The organism is Vibrio sp. R12-SG2-ISO1, from assembly GCF_059834045.1.
The window spans coordinates 57,034-72,517 of record NZ_JCBDGO010000021.1; the positions used below are offsets into that span (position 1 = coordinate 57,034).

The window sequence follows — 15,484 nt, forward strand, 5'->3', positions numbered from 1 at the left end:
ATAACGTCAGCAAGCACGCTGTCGAACATGAGCAAGGGACGACCCTAACGAATGCTCTTTGTTGTTCCGGGACGACCCGGATTTTAGGGACGAAATTATGTTTAGTAAGGTATTGATTGCTAACCGTGGAGCCATTGCCTGTCGAGTTATCCGCACGTTAAAACACCTCAATATTGGCAGCGTTGCGATTTACAGCGAAGCCGATTCACACAGCCTCCATGTCGTCGGTGCTGATGAGGCGTTCTCTCTAGGACAAGGGGGCGCGACCGAGACCTACCTTGACCAAGATAAAATACTCTCCATCGCTAAAGAGTCGGGCGCGCAAGCGATTCATCCTGGCTACGGTTTCTTGAGTGAAAATCCAGAGTTCGTTGAACGCTGCGAACAAGAAGGATTGGTCTTTTTAGGGCCCACAGCAGAGCAAATGCGTGCGTTCGGACTGAAACACTCTGCACGCCACCTTGCCACCCAAGCCGATGTGCCGCTTCTCCCTGGTACGGGGTTGCTTAACGACAAGCAGCAAGCACTGCGTGAAGCGGAGAACATTGGTTACCCAGTGATGCTCAAAAGCACGGCGGGTGGTGGTGGTATCGGCATGCAGTGTTGTTTCACAAGCCAAGAGTTGGATGAGGCTTACGACAGCGTTAAACGATTAAGTGAGAACAATTTCAGCAACAGTGGCGTGTTCATCGAGAAGTTTATACAACAAGCACGGCATATCGAAGTCCAGATTTTTGGCGATGGGCAGGGTCATGTGGTTGCCTTGGGCGAGCGGGACTGCTCGGCGCAGCGCCGTAACCAAAAAGTCATTGAGGAAACCCCCGCGCCCAACCTCGACGATGAAACTCGATCTAGGCTACAAGAGACCGCAGTGAAGTTGGCCGCTCAGGTGAATTACCGAAATGCAGGAACGGTGGAGTTTGTATTGGATCAGCAAACACAAGCCTTCTACTTCCTTGAGGTCAACACGCGTCTTCAGGTTGAACATGGTGTCACAGAAGAAGTGTTTGGTGTGGACCTTGTCGAGTGGATGGTTCGCCAAGGGGCAGAGCAACTCGACTTAACAACGCTGGGCGCGCACCTCAAATCACAAGGTCATGCGATTCAGGTTCGTCTCTATGCGGAAGATGCCAACAAAAACTTTCAACCTTGTGCCGGTCTATTGAGCCATGTTGAGTGGGCAGAGCAAGAGAATTTGCGCATTGAACACTGGATTGAAGCGGGCGTCGAAGTATCACCATTTTTTGACCCTATGCTGGCGAAAGTGATCGTTCATGCTGCCGATAGAGACACGGCTCTGGCTGAACTTAAACAAAGCTTAGACAAAAGTACTATTTACGGAATAGAGCACAACAAAGCGTACTTGAGCCAGCTCTTAGCGAGCGAACTGGTTAAGAAAGGCGAGGTGCTGACTCAATCTCTTAATAGCTTTGAGTTTAAGCCCAATACCTTTGATGTGATCAGCGGAGGTACCCAAACCACCATTCAAGACTACCCAGCACGAACAGGCTACTGGGACATTGGCGTGCCGCCTTCAGGTCCGATGGATAGCTTGAGCTTCCGTTTAGGCAATAGACTGCTGGGGAATGATGAATCCAGTGCCGGTCTGGAAATGATTGTTTCTGGTCCAACGTTAAAATTTAACCAAGACACTCGTATAGCTCTAACGGGTGCAACGATTCAAGCGACGCTTGATGATCAATCAGTTGCGATGAATGCGGCCATCGACATCAAAGCAGGACAAACGCTTAAACTCGGTAAAATACTCGATGGCGCTCGCACTTATCTCGCTGTTCAGGGGGGAATTGATTGCCCTCAATATCTAGGTAGCCGCTCAACCTTCACTTTAGGTCAATTTGGGGGCCATGCTGGGCGCGCATTGCTAGTGGGCGATGTATTGCACATTCATCCCGTCGTTCAAGCAGGTAGCACTGACATTGGCTCACTTCCTCAGCCGATTTTCAACGGCGAGTGGCAGATTCGAGTGATCTATGGGCCGCACGGTGCGCCTGATTTTTTCACTCAGGAAGATATCGATACTTTTTTTGATGCGCAGTGGAAAGTGCACTTTAACTCGAGCCGAACTGGCGTTCGCTTAATCGGACCAAAACCAAATTGGGCGCGGGCTGACGGTGGCGAAGCGGGCCTTCATCCCTCTAACATCCACGATAATGCGTATGCGGTTGGTACCATCGATTTCACGGGTGACATGCCGGTCATTTTAGGGCCGGATGGGCCGAGCTTGGGAGGGTTCGTTTGCCCTGCCACCATCATCAAAGCCGATCTATGGAAAATGGGACAGCTCAAAGCAGGGGATAAGATTCGATTTATTCCGGTTACGGTAGAAAACGCCGAGTTAGCCGAGCGCGCGCAGCTGGCTCAAATTGAAGTCGGCGCTATTGATGAAATGGCGCTGCCAAGAGCAGATCTCGGCTCGCCCGTCATTAAAACAATACCAGCCAGTCAATATGGAGAACAGGTGGTATATCGACCCAGTGGCGAGGATTACCTGCTGGTGGAATATGGACCACAAAGACTCGATATTCGTCTGCGATTTCGAGTTCATGCTTTGATGCTGAAGCTTCAAGAGCGGCGGTTGCTAGGTGTAGAAGAACTGACTCCGGGTATACGTTCCCTGCAAATTCACTACGATAACCTTATGTTGCCAAGAGCGCAGTTGCTTGAAGAGCTAGAAAAAATTGAAGCAACGCTGGATAACATCGATGATCTCGCTGTCCCTGCTCGCGTAGTGCATTTGCCACTCTCTTGGGATGATGAAGCCACTCGGCTGGCGATACGTAAATACGATGAGATCGTACGTAAAGACGCACCTTGGTGCCCAGACAACATTGAGTTTATTCGCCGCATCAACGGGCTTGATTCAGTCGAGGACGTTAAGCGCATTGTGTTCGATGCCAGCTACTTAGTGATGGGCTTAGGGGATGTGTATCTTGGCGCGCCGGTCGCAACACCAATGGATCCTCGTCACCGCTTGGTCACGACTAAATATAATCCAGCACGTACTTGGACGCCTGAAAACGCGGTAGGCATTGGTGGCGCCTATTTGTGTGTCTACGGCATGGAAGGCCCCGGGGGGTATCAATTTGTCGGTCGCACTTTGCAAATGTGGAATCGCTATCGTCAAACAGAAGCCTTTACCAAGCCTTGGCTATTGCGCTTTTTTGACCAGATTAGGTTCTATGAAGTGAGTGCACAAGAGCTATTGGATATCCGTGAAAAGCATCCTTTAGGTCATTACCCAATCAAAATTGAACAGACAGAGTTTTCACTCGCGGACTATCAATCCACTCTTGATGACCATGCCGATGAAATAAAGCAAAGCAAAGCACGCCAGCAACAAGCATTTGAACAAGAGCGCCAACGCTGGGAAGAGTCTGGACAAGCGAATTTTGTCGCCACTGAAATTGAGCAGTCGAATGTACACACTGAGCTTGCAGAGGGACAAGAAGCCATTGAGAGTCATGTTGCTGGCAACATCTGGCAAGTGCTTGTTAAGCCGGGCCAAACGGTAAAAGAGAACGACGTCGTGATGATACTAGAAGCGATGAAGATGGAGCTTGAGGTGACCGCGAGTGTCTCTGGTGTGATTGACTCGATATGCCACGAGGCGGGCGCACAAGTCCATGCGGGTGAGCCACTGCTTGTCGTCAACACCTGCAAGGCGTGATTCGGTTTTTGAGGATAGAAAAGATGACAGATTCAAATACAAGGTGTCAGGCAATGGAAGAGCCAACAACGATCGGTCGCTTACTTGAAGCATACCGTAATGGTGATATAGAGGTAGAGACGTTTTTGCGCAGCAAACTGGCGCAAGTGAGAGCGGATCAATCCAATGCCTGGGTGTCAGTGATTTCTGACCAGCAACTGGGCGAGTATCTCGCTCAACTTTCAGGGCAAGAGATTGACCAGCTACCTCTGTTTGGTGTTCCTTTTGCGATCAAAGATAATATCGATTTACAGGGCTTAGACACCACCGCGGGTTGCGAGGCATACCGCTATCAACCAACGGAGTCGGCTTACGTTGTTCAACAGTTGATAAAAGCAGGCGCAGTTCCCTTAGGTAAGACGAGCCTTGATCAGTTCGCCACTGGCTTAGTGGGCACGCGCAGCCCTTGGGGAGCGGTGAAGAATAGCTTTGATCCTAAATACATCTCAGGCGGTTCGAGCTCTGGCAGTGCGGTTGCGGTTGCAAGCAACCAAGTTTATTTTGCATTGGGTACCGATACCGCGGGTTCGGGGCGCGTCCCGGCAGCATTTAACAACCTTTATGGCCTCAAACCGAGCAGAGGGGTGTTGAGCTGCAGTGGCGTTGTTCCGGCCTGCCGTACACTAGATTGCGTGACGTTTTTTACCAAGTGTGCTGAAGACTTAAGCACCCTCTACCGAGTCGGCGCAAGCTACGATGAGAGCGACTGTTATGCGCGCCATGCCCTTAAACAAGGACAAAACACAACGACGCAATTTTCAGGATTGAGGGTCGGAGTTCCAGGTGAAGACCAGCTTAAATTCTTTGGTAATGAAGAATACCGTAAGCTCTATGCTCAGTCGGTTGCTCGCTTAGAGTCTTTGGGCGCGCAGACTATTCCTTTCGATTTGTCACCCTTCTTAGAGGCCGCCAATCTTCTTTACCAAGGTCCCTGGGTTGCGGAGCGATACGCCGCGATTGAATCCTTCTTCAACGATAATCAAGAACAGTGTTTAGAGGTGATTCAAACGATTGTCGGTGGAGCGAAACAACTATCGGCTGCGGATACGTTTAAAGCCATGTATCTACTGCAAGCATTTAAAGTTCAGTGCGATAAATTGATGGAAAATGTGGATGTTGTGCTAACCCCTACCGCCGGCACGATTTACACCATTGATGAGGTGAACAATAACCCAATCGGGCTCAATTCTAACCTTGGTTACTACACCAATTTCATGAACTTACTCGACTACAGTGCGATCGCAATGCCAGCAGGTTTCACCGACGCCGGACTCCCGTTTGGCGTAACTCTATTTGCCCAAGCGTTTCATGACGAAGCCTTGATTACGTTAGCGACCGAGTGGCAGAGAACAATGAACTTACCGCTAGGGGCGACCGAGATAGAGTTAGAGAGCAGCGAGAGTGTGGACATATTGGTTTGTGGCGCACACATGAAAGATTTAGCGCTCAATCATCAACTGATTGAGTTAGGTGCGAACTTTAAACGGCGAACCACGACATCTGAACACTATTCTCTTTATTGCTTAGCCGGAGTGCCCCCACTGAGACCGGGATTAGTCCGTCATTCAAACCAAGGGCAAAAGATTGAAGTTGAAATTTGGCGCGTGCCGAAAAAGCAGCTTGGTTCCCTGTTGATGAAAATTCCCCATCCATTGGGGTTGGGCCGCGTTGAGATTGATTCTGGTGACTGGGTCACTGGGTTCATATGCGAAGGGATTGGCATTGAAGGGGCTACCGACATCACCCAGACTGGAGGGTGGCGGTATTATCTGCAAGAGTCGTAACTCGACTTTTGCAATAACCTCTATTTACAGTTCGGACATTCGATTGGTTGCTGAGATCAATGTCAGTTTTGTACCCATGCCTCATGCAAAAACACTACTCGCCAGTGTTTAGCGTGGGGCAGAGTTTCAACAGCCAATATGGGAATAGTATAATAATACAATAAATTTATGGTTTTGTGATCAATCCCTTTTTTTTCTCTTCTTATCGCCATCATTGTTTGAGCTTTGTTCATAAACACTCCCAATAGGATATGATTTTAAAGCTGACCTCTACTAGATTTTTTACTAAAAGTTGATTGTTAACTTTATGAATATAAAGGGCTTAATATAGTTTTTGAGCCTTGTCTTGTTGGAGCCAACGTTCAAGTGAATGACCTGAAAGCAGCAAAGAACAGATTTTCGTCTTTGTGTTTTGGATCAAATATTCACCAAGCCGTCAAATCGCATGCTGTCTAAGTCACGTTTTTTCTTTCATTTGAGATATAAGATTATTGTATGACTAGTAAAGAGTCATGTCATGGAGCTTGTTTCTCTGAATATCTGAAACTCATAAAGACGAGACTGAATAATGAACAAAATTAGCATTGTAGCCATAGCAGTGGCATCAACATTGACTGCAGGGACCCTATCCGCAGCATCTATTGATTATCGATACGAGTACCGAGCTGCAACTGATTACCGCAAGAATGGTGCTGATCAAGATACACATGTGGATGCACGTCATCAGCATAGGGTAAAAATCGGCGAGAGCTTTAAAATCAATGATGATTGGAAGCACTCTTCGAGTTTAGAAATCAAATTTCATGAAGACAGCACATACGTAGATGACGATGGCAATATCAAGCCAGCCAACAGTGGTTCTTTTTACAATGGCAATTGGTACATCTACGGAATGGAGCTAGATAATACCGCGACGTATAAGGTCGACAATCATTGGTCGTTACAAGTCGGTATGCCTATAGCTTGGGACTGGGATGAACCCAATGCACACGAAGGCGACTGGAAACTGAAAAAAATCACCTATAAGCCTCAATTACGTGTCATTTATAAGTCGGATTTCGGGCTTACAACTGGATTACGTTACAGACATGAAATTAATGATTTCCGCAACCATGATACAGATGGTCTGGCTTTTGGTGACAAAGATTCTGAGACTGGTGAACGATTAGCGACAGCACAGAAATCGAAAATAACTTATACGGGCTCTTATAAAATTGAACAATACCCAAAAGTTGATCTTTCCTGGGAAGCAAACTACGTGAAGTCCCACAATAATGTGTTGTTATATGATGATAAAGATTGGGAATGGGATGCTGGTATTAAGCTTGGGTATAAATTCGAATCTTGGAAGCCTTACGTAGAACTTTGGTCTTCTGACATTAGTTCTTCGTCAAGCGATAGAGAAGCTAAATACCGATTTGGTGTTACTTATAGTTTCTAGAGTATCAATTAATTTCAAAAACAAAATGATAAAATTAGAGCTGTTAATTGAGGTTTTATATCAATCGATAGCAATATTAATTATTTCGAATATGAGAATGGATTATGAAATATTCTAAACTATCTATTGCGATTGGGCTATTAAGTGGTCTTCTATATGGTTGTAATGGAGATGGACTCGTTGTTGGGGATACAGGCGATAGCACCGTTGATGTTACGTTGACTAGTGGTATGTGGCAATTAGGTGACTCAGACTCAGATCCTGGGTTACCCAATGTTTATGTATTTTCTGATGATGGAAACCATAAATATTATGATGATGATGCAGATGTTACCGCTGGATATGTTATAAAGGATGCAAGCATATCAACTGTGTCTGCTTTTAACAGTTCATCCGGTACGGTGTCATTTAAGTTCTATGATGCGACTGGTGTGGAAAGTAACGCAACAGATATTTCGGATGCCGCTTTTACTATAAATACAGATGGTTCGTTAACTATCGTCAGTGATGATCTATCGGAAGCGCTTTCTAGTAATGATCAAACCAACGTTGATGGAGTAAAACAAGCAGTAGCGGATGCGAACAGCGATAGTGGTATCAATGGTTACGTGCGCGTGCTGGACACCAACCATGGTGGTACGAAAACCGACGTGGGCGAGTTGCGTTTAAAACTCTCTGACTCAGCCACAGCGGCAACGGTAGACAGTATTCTACGAGGTAAAGTATCAGTCAAGTTAGTATATCAAGTGGATGAGAGTACCGAACAACCCGAAAATGGGAATGGTAATAATGCTTACGTTTCGCTCTATTCATCAGGTACCTCAAATACAAACTTACATGGCGAAATTATCCTGAATAATGGTGATATTTACTACCGTTCTACTGAGACAGACAGCAGTGGTAAGCCGCAAGTCTCTGAGCAACCTGTCGGGACTTATGAGCTCGGTCAAGATCTATTTGTTGAACTAAATTGGTCAGACGGTTATTACACATTTTCAATCAACGAAGATACTTATGATAATAATGGTAATGGATTTGAAGCCTTCGACAAAACGGCAGTTCAAATTATCGCATTGAAGCTCGGTGATACGAGTAATACGACGCACTATGAGTTGTTGATTGACGATTTCACCGTCTACTCTCACGATAGTATGGATGACGAAGTCGTCTTCTCCGATACCTTTGATACTTATACTAACGGTCAAAACTTGTCAGGCAACCCGTATAACAACAACTCTGCAGAAGCAATCGTTGTTTTGGACGGTAATTCCCCTGGCAATCCGACGGACCCGGTTGACAACCAAGTAGCCGCTATCACGGATACAGATACTACTGACACAGGCGAACTTCGATATAAGTTCGATGAAGGAATGACAACGGGCTTACATAAAGTATCGATGTTTTATTCTGTGGGTGAGACCGAGTCTGCTTATGTATCTCTATTCGATGAGAAAAACTCAACAAGTTCTCTTATTGGCGAGCTCAGACTTGATGAAGGAAAAATAACCCTACGTGGTGAGGACGAGCAGGTTGCGACATTTACACCAGGTACGTGGGTTGACTTAGAGATGTCGTGGGACACATCCAGTGAATCTGAGCCGGGTAACTACTGGGTGAAAATTGATGGTGTTGAATATGGACCATATACATCTCAAAACTCAGGTTATGGTATTCCTGTGACCGCAACGACAATAAAGTTTTCTTCTAACTCAGGTACGGCGGAAACAACACTGTACGTTGATGACTATCAAGTCTATTCAGATATTGAAGGGACAGTAGAAGTATTTAATGATGACTTTGAGAGTTATGATATTGGTCACGAACTAAATGTATCACCTTATAACTCCAGTACTTTCTCTGCTGTCGTTTCAACCGATCCATTGTCTTCAGATTGAATATAAATAATAGGATGTAAAAATAAATTAAAGCTGCTTTTTTAGCAGCTTTAATTTTATTGTTCATTTAATAATAAAAGCTTAGAAAAGTGAGTTTCAAGGCGTGTTTTGGAGATTAATTACTTTACTTTCAACTAATACTCAACGACATGAATATATTGTGTTCGTTAACAATCGCGGAAACTGCAAAAATTTGAGTAATCAGGATGCTCAAGAAAGTGATGGACCCCACATAGTCCGAGATGAGGCGAGATCATGGTCTCATTTATCGAACCTTTATGTATTTGTAGTATTAAATTATGTAATAGTTTGGTTCAACCATGCAACGAGACTAGAGCCAACGTAAGAAAGTGACAACAACAAGTCTGTTGAATGGCGGTTATATAAAATTATGAGTTTGAATAGGTGCCAAACAAATGAAACATATCTACCTCAAAAGCGTTCTAACTACCTCTATTTTGCTAGCAGTGGGTTGTGCTAGCACTTCTGACCAAGCTGCGGACCCATTTCCAAACAATAAAGAGACCGGTTTAGAAATTTTGACTCCAACAGCGATCACTGCAAGCAGCCATGACGGAAATGTACCCGCTCGATTATTCGACGGCAACCTAATGACTCGATGGGCAGCCAACGGTGATGGTGAATGGGCGATGCTTGACTACGGTGCTCTTCATGAATTTGATGCCGTGCAGATTGCCTTCAGCAAAGGAAACGAACGTGTCACCAACTTTGAGATTCAAACCAGTGAAGACGGAGAAAATTGGAACACGGTTCTGCCTAACCAGCAAAGTTCTGGCAAGGTGATTGGTCTTGAGCGATTCCAATTCTCGCCCGCCGTCCAAGCGCGATATGTACGCTATGTTGGTTTTGGCAACTCAAAGAATAAATGGAACTCGGTAACAGAGTTTGCTGCAGTTAATTGTAGTATTAATGCGTGTCCTGCCAGTCATATTATTACAGATTCAGTCGTCGCAGCTGAGCAAGAATTGATAGCCCGTATGGAGGCAGAATCTAAGGCCCTAAAAGAGGCGAGAAAAGATCTTCGCAAAGGTGACTTCGGAGCGCCTCTAGTTCTTCCTTGCTCAACAACAGTTGCATGCGATTTATCTAAGCCAATGGCTGTACCTTCATTGCCGGAAACACCGCTCGCGAGTAATGCTCCTGGACAAAATTTCGATTTAACGCGATGGAAATTAACCACGCCTTTCGATCACGATGGAGATGGTAGAGCCGACGATGTGAATGAATGGGATCTCGCAAACGGTTTCCAACATCCTGATATTTTCTATACGGCTCCAGACGGTGGAATGGTCTTTAAAACATACGTAAAAGGCGCGCGCACCTCCAAAAATACCAAATATGCTCGGACTGAACTTAGAACAATGCTTCGAGCGGGTGACAAATCTCATTCAACAAAAGGCGTGAACCCGAATAACTGGGTCTTCAGCTCTGCACCTGTCGAGGACCAAAAAGCGGCAGGTGGTGTCGATGGCGTATTAGAAGCAACGTTGAAGATAGACCATGCTACCGTAACTGGAGATGCCCATGAGGTTGGCCGTTTTATCATTGGTCAAATTCATGACAAGGATGATGAGCCGATTCGATTGTACTACCGTAAGCTACCTGACCAACCAACAGGGGTGGTGTATTTTGCTCATGAGAATACTAACAGCGGTACAGAGGATTACTACAACCTTATCGGAGACATGACAGCAGAAGTCGGTGACCAAGGTATCGCTTTAGGCGAGTTATTCAGTTATCGAATCGCGGTAGAAGGCAACACGATGACAGTCACCCTAATGCGAGAAGGACATGACGATATCGTTCAGGTTGTCGATATGAGTGAGAGTGGGTATGACGTCGGCGGAAAGTACATGTACTTTAAAGCTGGCGTGTATAACCAAAATATCAATGGTGAGCTAGACGATTACTCACAGGCAACTTTTTACAAGTTGACGCAATCTTTTGGTCAGTTTAAAGGCTAAATCTATATAGAGTTTTACGTGTTGGATGCACAAGTTTTAATGCCAGTCAGGTTAGCTGACTGGCATTTTTTATTTGGATGCGAACAACAGGAAATCTAGTGTCCAACACTTTTGAATTAGCGAGTCATGGATAGCTGCCTCAAAACTTGATCGTCGGTTGTTATTGGCGGAGAAGTCTTCGTCATCCGCTATGCATCATCGCATTTATTTTGCGCTTTTAACCCGACCATTGTGATGTCTCACCATGAAACTTCCTCATGTTTCATGTGAAGTAATACCAATATTCTTCAACTCGTGAACTCCGTATAACTGGCGTTAGGCTTTGACCCACCCAGCAGAGCCTAAATCGTCAGCGTTTTCTTAGGAAATAGGATAATTACAATGAATAACGAGTTCACTTTTAGGATTAAAAGCCTGCGTTTTGATGAGCATTATCTGCCGTCAGACAACACGCGTATTACCACCAACTTTGCCAACTTGGCACGGGGCCCGCAACGTCAAGAGAACCTGCGAGCGGCGCTGCGAATGATGGACAATCGCTTCAATTCGCTTGCCCATTGGGACAATCCTACTGGTGATCGTTACGCATTGGAGTTGGACATCATCTCCGTCGAGATTGCGTTGGACGGGCAAAGTGACGCTTTTCCCTCGATAGAAGTCCTGCAAACGCATATTTTGGATCATAAAAACAATCAACGCATTGAAGGTATCGTGGGGAATAATTTCTCTTCCTATGTGCGCGATTACGATTTTAGTGTCTTACTGCTTGAGCATAACAAGCAGACTAACCAGTTTAGTGTGCCGCCCAAATTTGGTGAGCTGCATGGCGAACTGTTCCAGTCTTTTGTTCGCTCTGCGACATATCACCAATCGTTTAACAAGCGTCCGGTGATTTGCCTCAGTGTTTCTGACAACAAAATCTATCGCCGCACCAGCAATCAACACCCGGTGCTCGGTGTTGAGTATCTGCCGAATGAATCGTCGCTTACTGAGCAGTATTTCAAAAAGATGGGCTTAGACGTACGTTACTTTATGCCGCCGAACTGCGCCGCGCCACTGGCTTTCTACTTCTTTGGGGACTTACTCAATGATTACACCAATCTAGAACTCATCAGCACGATCAGCACGATGGAGACGTTTCAAAAGATTTATCGCCCTGAGATCTACAACGCCAACGCAGCGGCTGGGGCGGTGTATCAACCAAAATTGAACAATCGCGATCACTCTCTGACACAAATCGTCTATGACCGCGAAGAACGCAGCCAATTAGCAGTAGAGCAAGGGAAATTTGCACAAACGCACTTTATTCAACCGTATCAAGCGCGACTTGAGCAGTGGTCAGAAAGCTACGCGTAACCATGATGAAAATACTGTGAAGGAACAATCGATGAAAACATTACTACCGACATCAACCGCGGGAAGCTTACCTAAACCGTCATGGCTTGCCGAGCCGGAGACACTCTGGTCCCCGTGGAAGTTAGAAGGGGAAGCGCTGCAAGATGGAAAACGCGATGCTCTGCGTGTTGCCCTGCAAGACCAGCAATTCGCGGGCGTTACTATCGTCAGTGACGGCGAGCAAACGCGCCAGCACTTTGTCACTACATTTATTGAGCATTTGGGTGGGGTGGATTTCGACAATCGTCAAACCGTGACCATTCGTAATCGTTATGAAGCAAGCGTTCCGACCGTGGTTGGCCCGGTAAGTCGCATCAAACCGGTGTTTGTCGAGGACGCGAAATTTTTGCGCCAGCAAACTGACCAACCCATCAAGTGGGCACTGCCTGGGCCGATGACTATGATCGATACCTTGTATGATGCGCACTACAAAAGCCGTGAGAAATTGGCGTGGGAGTTTGCCAAGATCCTCAATCAAGAAGCAAAAGAGCTTGAAGCGGCAGGTGTCGATATCATCCAGTTTGATGAACCCGCGTTTAATGTGTTCTTCGATGACGTGAACGACTGGGGAATCGCCTGCTTAGAACGTGCGATTGAAGGGCTTAAATGTGAAACCGCGGTACATATCTGCTATGGCTACGGTATCAAAGCCAACACTGACTGGAAAAAAACCTTGGGCAGCGAGTGGCGCCAGTATGAGGCCGTGTTCCCTAAGTTGCAGCAATCAAACATCGATATTATCTCACTGGAGTGCCACAACTCACGTGTGCCGATTGAGTTGTTATCATTGATTCGAGGCAAAAAAGTGATGGTGGGCGCTATTGATGTCGCCACTCATGACATTGAAACGCCAGAAGAGGTCGCAAGTACGCTCAGAGAAGCGCTCAAATATGTCGATGCCGATAAGTTGTACCCTTGTACCAACTGCGGCATGGCACCTTTGCCTCGCGAGGTCTCTGCTGCCAAGCTCAAAGCATTGAGCGACGGCGCCAAAATAGTCCGAGACGAGTTAGTCGCATCGGGGTAACGCATTGTTGAGCTCGGATTGTATGCGCTGGGTTTGACAGCCTCACCACTGAGGTCTATATTCAGCGCGTTATTTCACCTAAAGCGAGGACACAAGATGATTGTAATGATGAACAGCAACTGGGCAGTGAAAGGGTAAACCGCCAAATCGCTCTTTGTGGATAATCCACAGTCCCCTTCTTTGCCCGGTATCACCGGGGTCAACTCTATCCGAATTAGACCCTAATGCTCTATGTATTAAGGCGCATTGTTGCGTCTGGGATAATTCAATCATGAATACAAAATTTTCTTTTTTAACCGCGGCCAATAAAAACCCGAATTTGCTTAAACGTCTCGGTTGGAAGCCATTTTTTCAGCAGCAGATCTCATTAGACGATTACGATGATACTCGCTGGGCTCGCGTCATCGCACATCATCGCAGTGGTTACGTGGTGCTAAGCCAACAAAGTGACGGCTATCAAGAGCATCATTTACCGATCACCCGTTCATTGCCAGCGATGACCGTTGGCGATTGGCTAGTGTTGGATGGTCAGCAACAGTTCTCGTCGCTACTTGAACGCCGAAGCCTGTTTAGCCGAAAAGCCGCAGGGACAAAGGTCGAACAGCAACTGATTGCCGCCAATGTGGACACCGTATTTATCGTCTGTTCGCTTAACCATGATTTCAACCTAAGCCGCATTGAGCGATACCTTGCCCTTGTTAATGAAGCCAAGGTTGAGCCCGTAGTCGTGCTGACTAAAGCCGATTTGTGCGAGGATGAAGCGGCGCTGCGCCAACAGGTCCAGCAATTGGATCCATTTCTCATGGTTGAGAGTGTCAATGCACTTGACGCTAACAGCGTAAGTCGCTTGATGAGCTGGTGCGGCGAAGGCCAAACGGTGGCGTTTATCGGATCGTCTGGGGTGGGGAAATCCACGCTCGTCAATACCTTGCTAGGAGAGCAGGAGCAAGCGACCGGAGGTATCCGTGAGGATGACAGCAAGGGTAGGCACACCACCACTTCGCGCTCGATTCACTTTCTGCCCTCGGGCGCGGTTTTACTTGATACGCCGGGAATGCGAGAAATTCAACTGGCGGACTGTGAAGATGGTGTGAGTGAGACTTTTGCGGACGTAGCGAGCTTGGCTAAAGCGTGCCGCTTTGGTGATTGTCAGCATCAAAGTGAGCCGGGCTGCGCCGTGCAGCAAGCTATCTCCAATGGTGAGTTGGATGAACGCCGTTTTAACAACTACCAAAAGCTCTTACGTGAGCAGGCCCATAACGGCGCCACGCTTGCGCAGCAACGCGCGCAAAGTAAACAATTTGGCAAAATGGTGCGACGGGTAATGGGAGAAAAGCAAAAACGCAGAAACGGGGTGTAATCTCGATAATTTCAAGGAGGCGAAATGCCTCCTTGAAATTAGGCAGCGGCCGTTTCATGCTGATCGCATCGTTATTAAATGGTGATTACACTAAGTTATCACCTCAACTCTATATTGGTGTTATCCATGAAATCTTCACTTGGCTTCTTTCTTTTCAGCAGCGCGTTTTATGTCAGCGCAGATGTGACATTACCGCCGTTTGAGATTAATGACTCAACGTGGCGTGAGAAAGTGTTTTCTGGCAATACTCAATATCAGCCAATGCTAGGTGGTTCAGTGCTGCAAGCAGTCAGTGAAGAGAGTGCGTCTGGCTGGGTAATCGCTAAGCGCGTTGATCTTTTGCAGACACCGATGATCCATTGGCGATGGAAAGTGGATCAAGCACTCACCAGATTAGACGAGCGCAGCAAACAAGGGGATGATTATGCCGCGCGGATTTATCTTGTGATGGAAAAGGGCTTGATGGGACTAAGCTCACAAGCGCTCAACTACGTTTGGTCGAGCTCACAAAGTGAAGGCACTTCTTGGGATAATGCTTATGCAGGTGAAAGGGTCAAAATGTTAGCGGTGAAAGACAACGAGGCAAAACTTGGCTTATGGCATGATGAAAAGCGTAACGTTTATCAAGACTTCATCACCTACTTTGGCGACAAGGGTAGTGATATCGATAACGCCCGCGCGTACCAGTATATTGATGTCATTGCTATTATGACCGATACGGACAATAGTGGCGAGCAAGCCCATGCGTTCTATGGTGAAATAAGGTTTACAGAACAGTGAGTAATGTTTGTCACCATGGAATTTTAGTGATGAATGTTTTTGGGGTTTTATGAGTGATGGATGTCGAATAGAATCGGTTGTTCATAAACG

The 15,484-nt window shown here is 46.4% G+C and carries 10 protein-coding genes; 9 read left to right on the forward strand and 1 reads right to left on the reverse strand.

The genetic code is table 11. From position 1 onward, the window contains the following. The first annotated feature begins 97 nt into the window (after window positions 1-97). Together uca and atzF are read left to right on the forward strand one after the other, a co-directional pair. Window positions 98-3,688, forward strand: a complete 3,591-nt coding sequence (uca, locus tag AC6R10_RS15090) for an urea carboxylase (protein ID WP_500672742.1) — start codon at window positions 98-100, stop codon at window positions 3,686-3,688. A gap of 53 nt (window positions 3,689-3,741) precedes the next feature. After that, window positions 3,742-5,511, forward strand: coding sequence for an allophanate hydrolase (gene atzF, locus AC6R10_RS15095; protein WP_500672743.1), 1,770 nt, complete (start codon window positions 3,742-3,744; stop codon window positions 5,509-5,511). Between the two features lie 62 nt (window positions 5,512-5,573). Here atzF and AC6R10_RS15100 read toward each other — a convergent pair whose 3' ends face one another. Next, window positions 5,574-5,744, reverse strand: coding sequence for a hypothetical protein (locus tag AC6R10_RS15100; RefSeq protein WP_500672744.1), 171 nt, complete (start codon window positions 5,742-5,744; stop codon window positions 5,574-5,576). A 335-nt stretch (window positions 5,745-6,079) separates the two neighbouring features. Here AC6R10_RS15100 and AC6R10_RS15105 point away from each other — a divergent pair, with 335 nt between their 5' ends. From AC6R10_RS15105 to AC6R10_RS15135, 7 genes are all read left to right on the forward strand, one after another. Continuing rightward, complete coding sequence (locus tag AC6R10_RS15105; protein ID WP_500672745.1) at window positions 6,080-6,952, forward strand: oligogalacturonate-specific porin KdgM family protein; 873 nt, start codon at window positions 6,080-6,082, stop codon at window positions 6,950-6,952. A gap of 104 nt (window positions 6,953-7,056) precedes the next feature. Continuing rightward, the gene (locus AC6R10_RS15110; protein ID WP_500672746.1) at window positions 7,057-8,847 is read left to right on the forward strand and encodes a hypothetical protein; all 1,791 of its coding nucleotides are present in this window, start codon (window positions 7,057-7,059) and stop codon (window positions 8,845-8,847) included. A gap of 416 nt (window positions 8,848-9,263) precedes the next feature. Continuing rightward, complete coding sequence (locus AC6R10_RS15115) at window positions 9,264-10,832, forward strand: polysaccharide lyase family 7 protein (protein WP_500672747.1); 1,569 nt, start codon at window positions 9,264-9,266, stop codon at window positions 10,830-10,832. A 381-nt stretch (window positions 10,833-11,213) separates the two neighbouring features. Then, window positions 11,214-12,188: a DUF1852 domain-containing protein gene (locus tag AC6R10_RS15120; protein WP_500672748.1), complete on the forward strand. Its 975-nt coding sequence runs from the start codon at window positions 11,214-11,216 to the stop codon at window positions 12,186-12,188. 31 nt (window positions 12,189-12,219) lie between these two features. Next, window positions 12,220-13,254 (forward strand): methionine synthase, encoded by a 1,035-nt coding sequence (locus AC6R10_RS15125; protein ID WP_500672749.1) that lies wholly within the window; start codon window positions 12,220-12,222, stop codon window positions 13,252-13,254. Window positions 13,255-13,525: 271 nt separating this feature from the next. After that, window positions 13,526-14,614, forward strand: coding sequence for a ribosome small subunit-dependent GTPase A (gene rsgA / locus AC6R10_RS15130; RefSeq protein ID WP_500672750.1), 1,089 nt, complete (start codon window positions 13,526-13,528; stop codon window positions 14,612-14,614). A gap of 126 nt (window positions 14,615-14,740) precedes the next feature. Further along, complete coding sequence (locus AC6R10_RS15135) at window positions 14,741-15,394, forward strand: DUF3047 domain-containing protein (RefSeq protein ID WP_500625271.1); 654 nt, start codon at window positions 14,741-14,743, stop codon at window positions 15,392-15,394. The last annotated feature ends 90 nt before the right edge of the window (window positions 15,395-15,484 follow it).

Bases quoted from the DNA above. Each gene is read 5' to 3' on its own strand.
- AC6R10_RS15100 (WP_500672744.1), bottom strand. From the start codon at position 5,744: ATGAACAAAGCTCAAACAATGATGGCGATAAGAAGAGAAAAAAAAGGG.
- rsgA (WP_500672750.1), top strand. From the start codon at position 13,526: ATGAATACAAAATTTTCTTTTTTAACCGCGGCCAATAAAAACCCGAAT.
- AC6R10_RS15105 (WP_500672745.1), top strand. From the start codon at position 6,080: ATGAACAAAATTAGCATTGTAGCCATAGCAGTGGCATCAACATTGACT.
- AC6R10_RS15120 (WP_500672748.1), top strand. From the start codon at position 11,214: ATGAATAACGAGTTCACTTTTAGGATTAAAAGCCTGCGTTTTGATGAG.
- atzF (WP_500672743.1), top strand. From the start codon at position 3,742: ATGGAAGAGCCAACAACGATCGGTCGCTTACTTGAAGCATACCGTAAT.
- AC6R10_RS15115 (WP_500672747.1), top strand. From the start codon at position 9,264: ATGAAACATATCTACCTCAAAAGCGTTCTAACTACCTCTATTTTGCTA.
- AC6R10_RS15125 (WP_500672749.1), top strand. From the start codon at position 12,220: ATGAAAACATTACTACCGACATCAACCGCGGGAAGCTTACCTAAACCG.
- AC6R10_RS15110 (WP_500672746.1), top strand. From the start codon at position 7,057: ATGAAATATTCTAAACTATCTATTGCGATTGGGCTATTAAGTGGTCTT.
- uca (WP_500672742.1), top strand. From the start codon at position 98: ATGTTTAGTAAGGTATTGATTGCTAACCGTGGAGCCATTGCCTGTCGA.
- AC6R10_RS15135 (WP_500625271.1), top strand. From the start codon at position 14,741: ATGAAATCTTCACTTGGCTTCTTTCTTTTCAGCAGCGCGTTTTATGTC.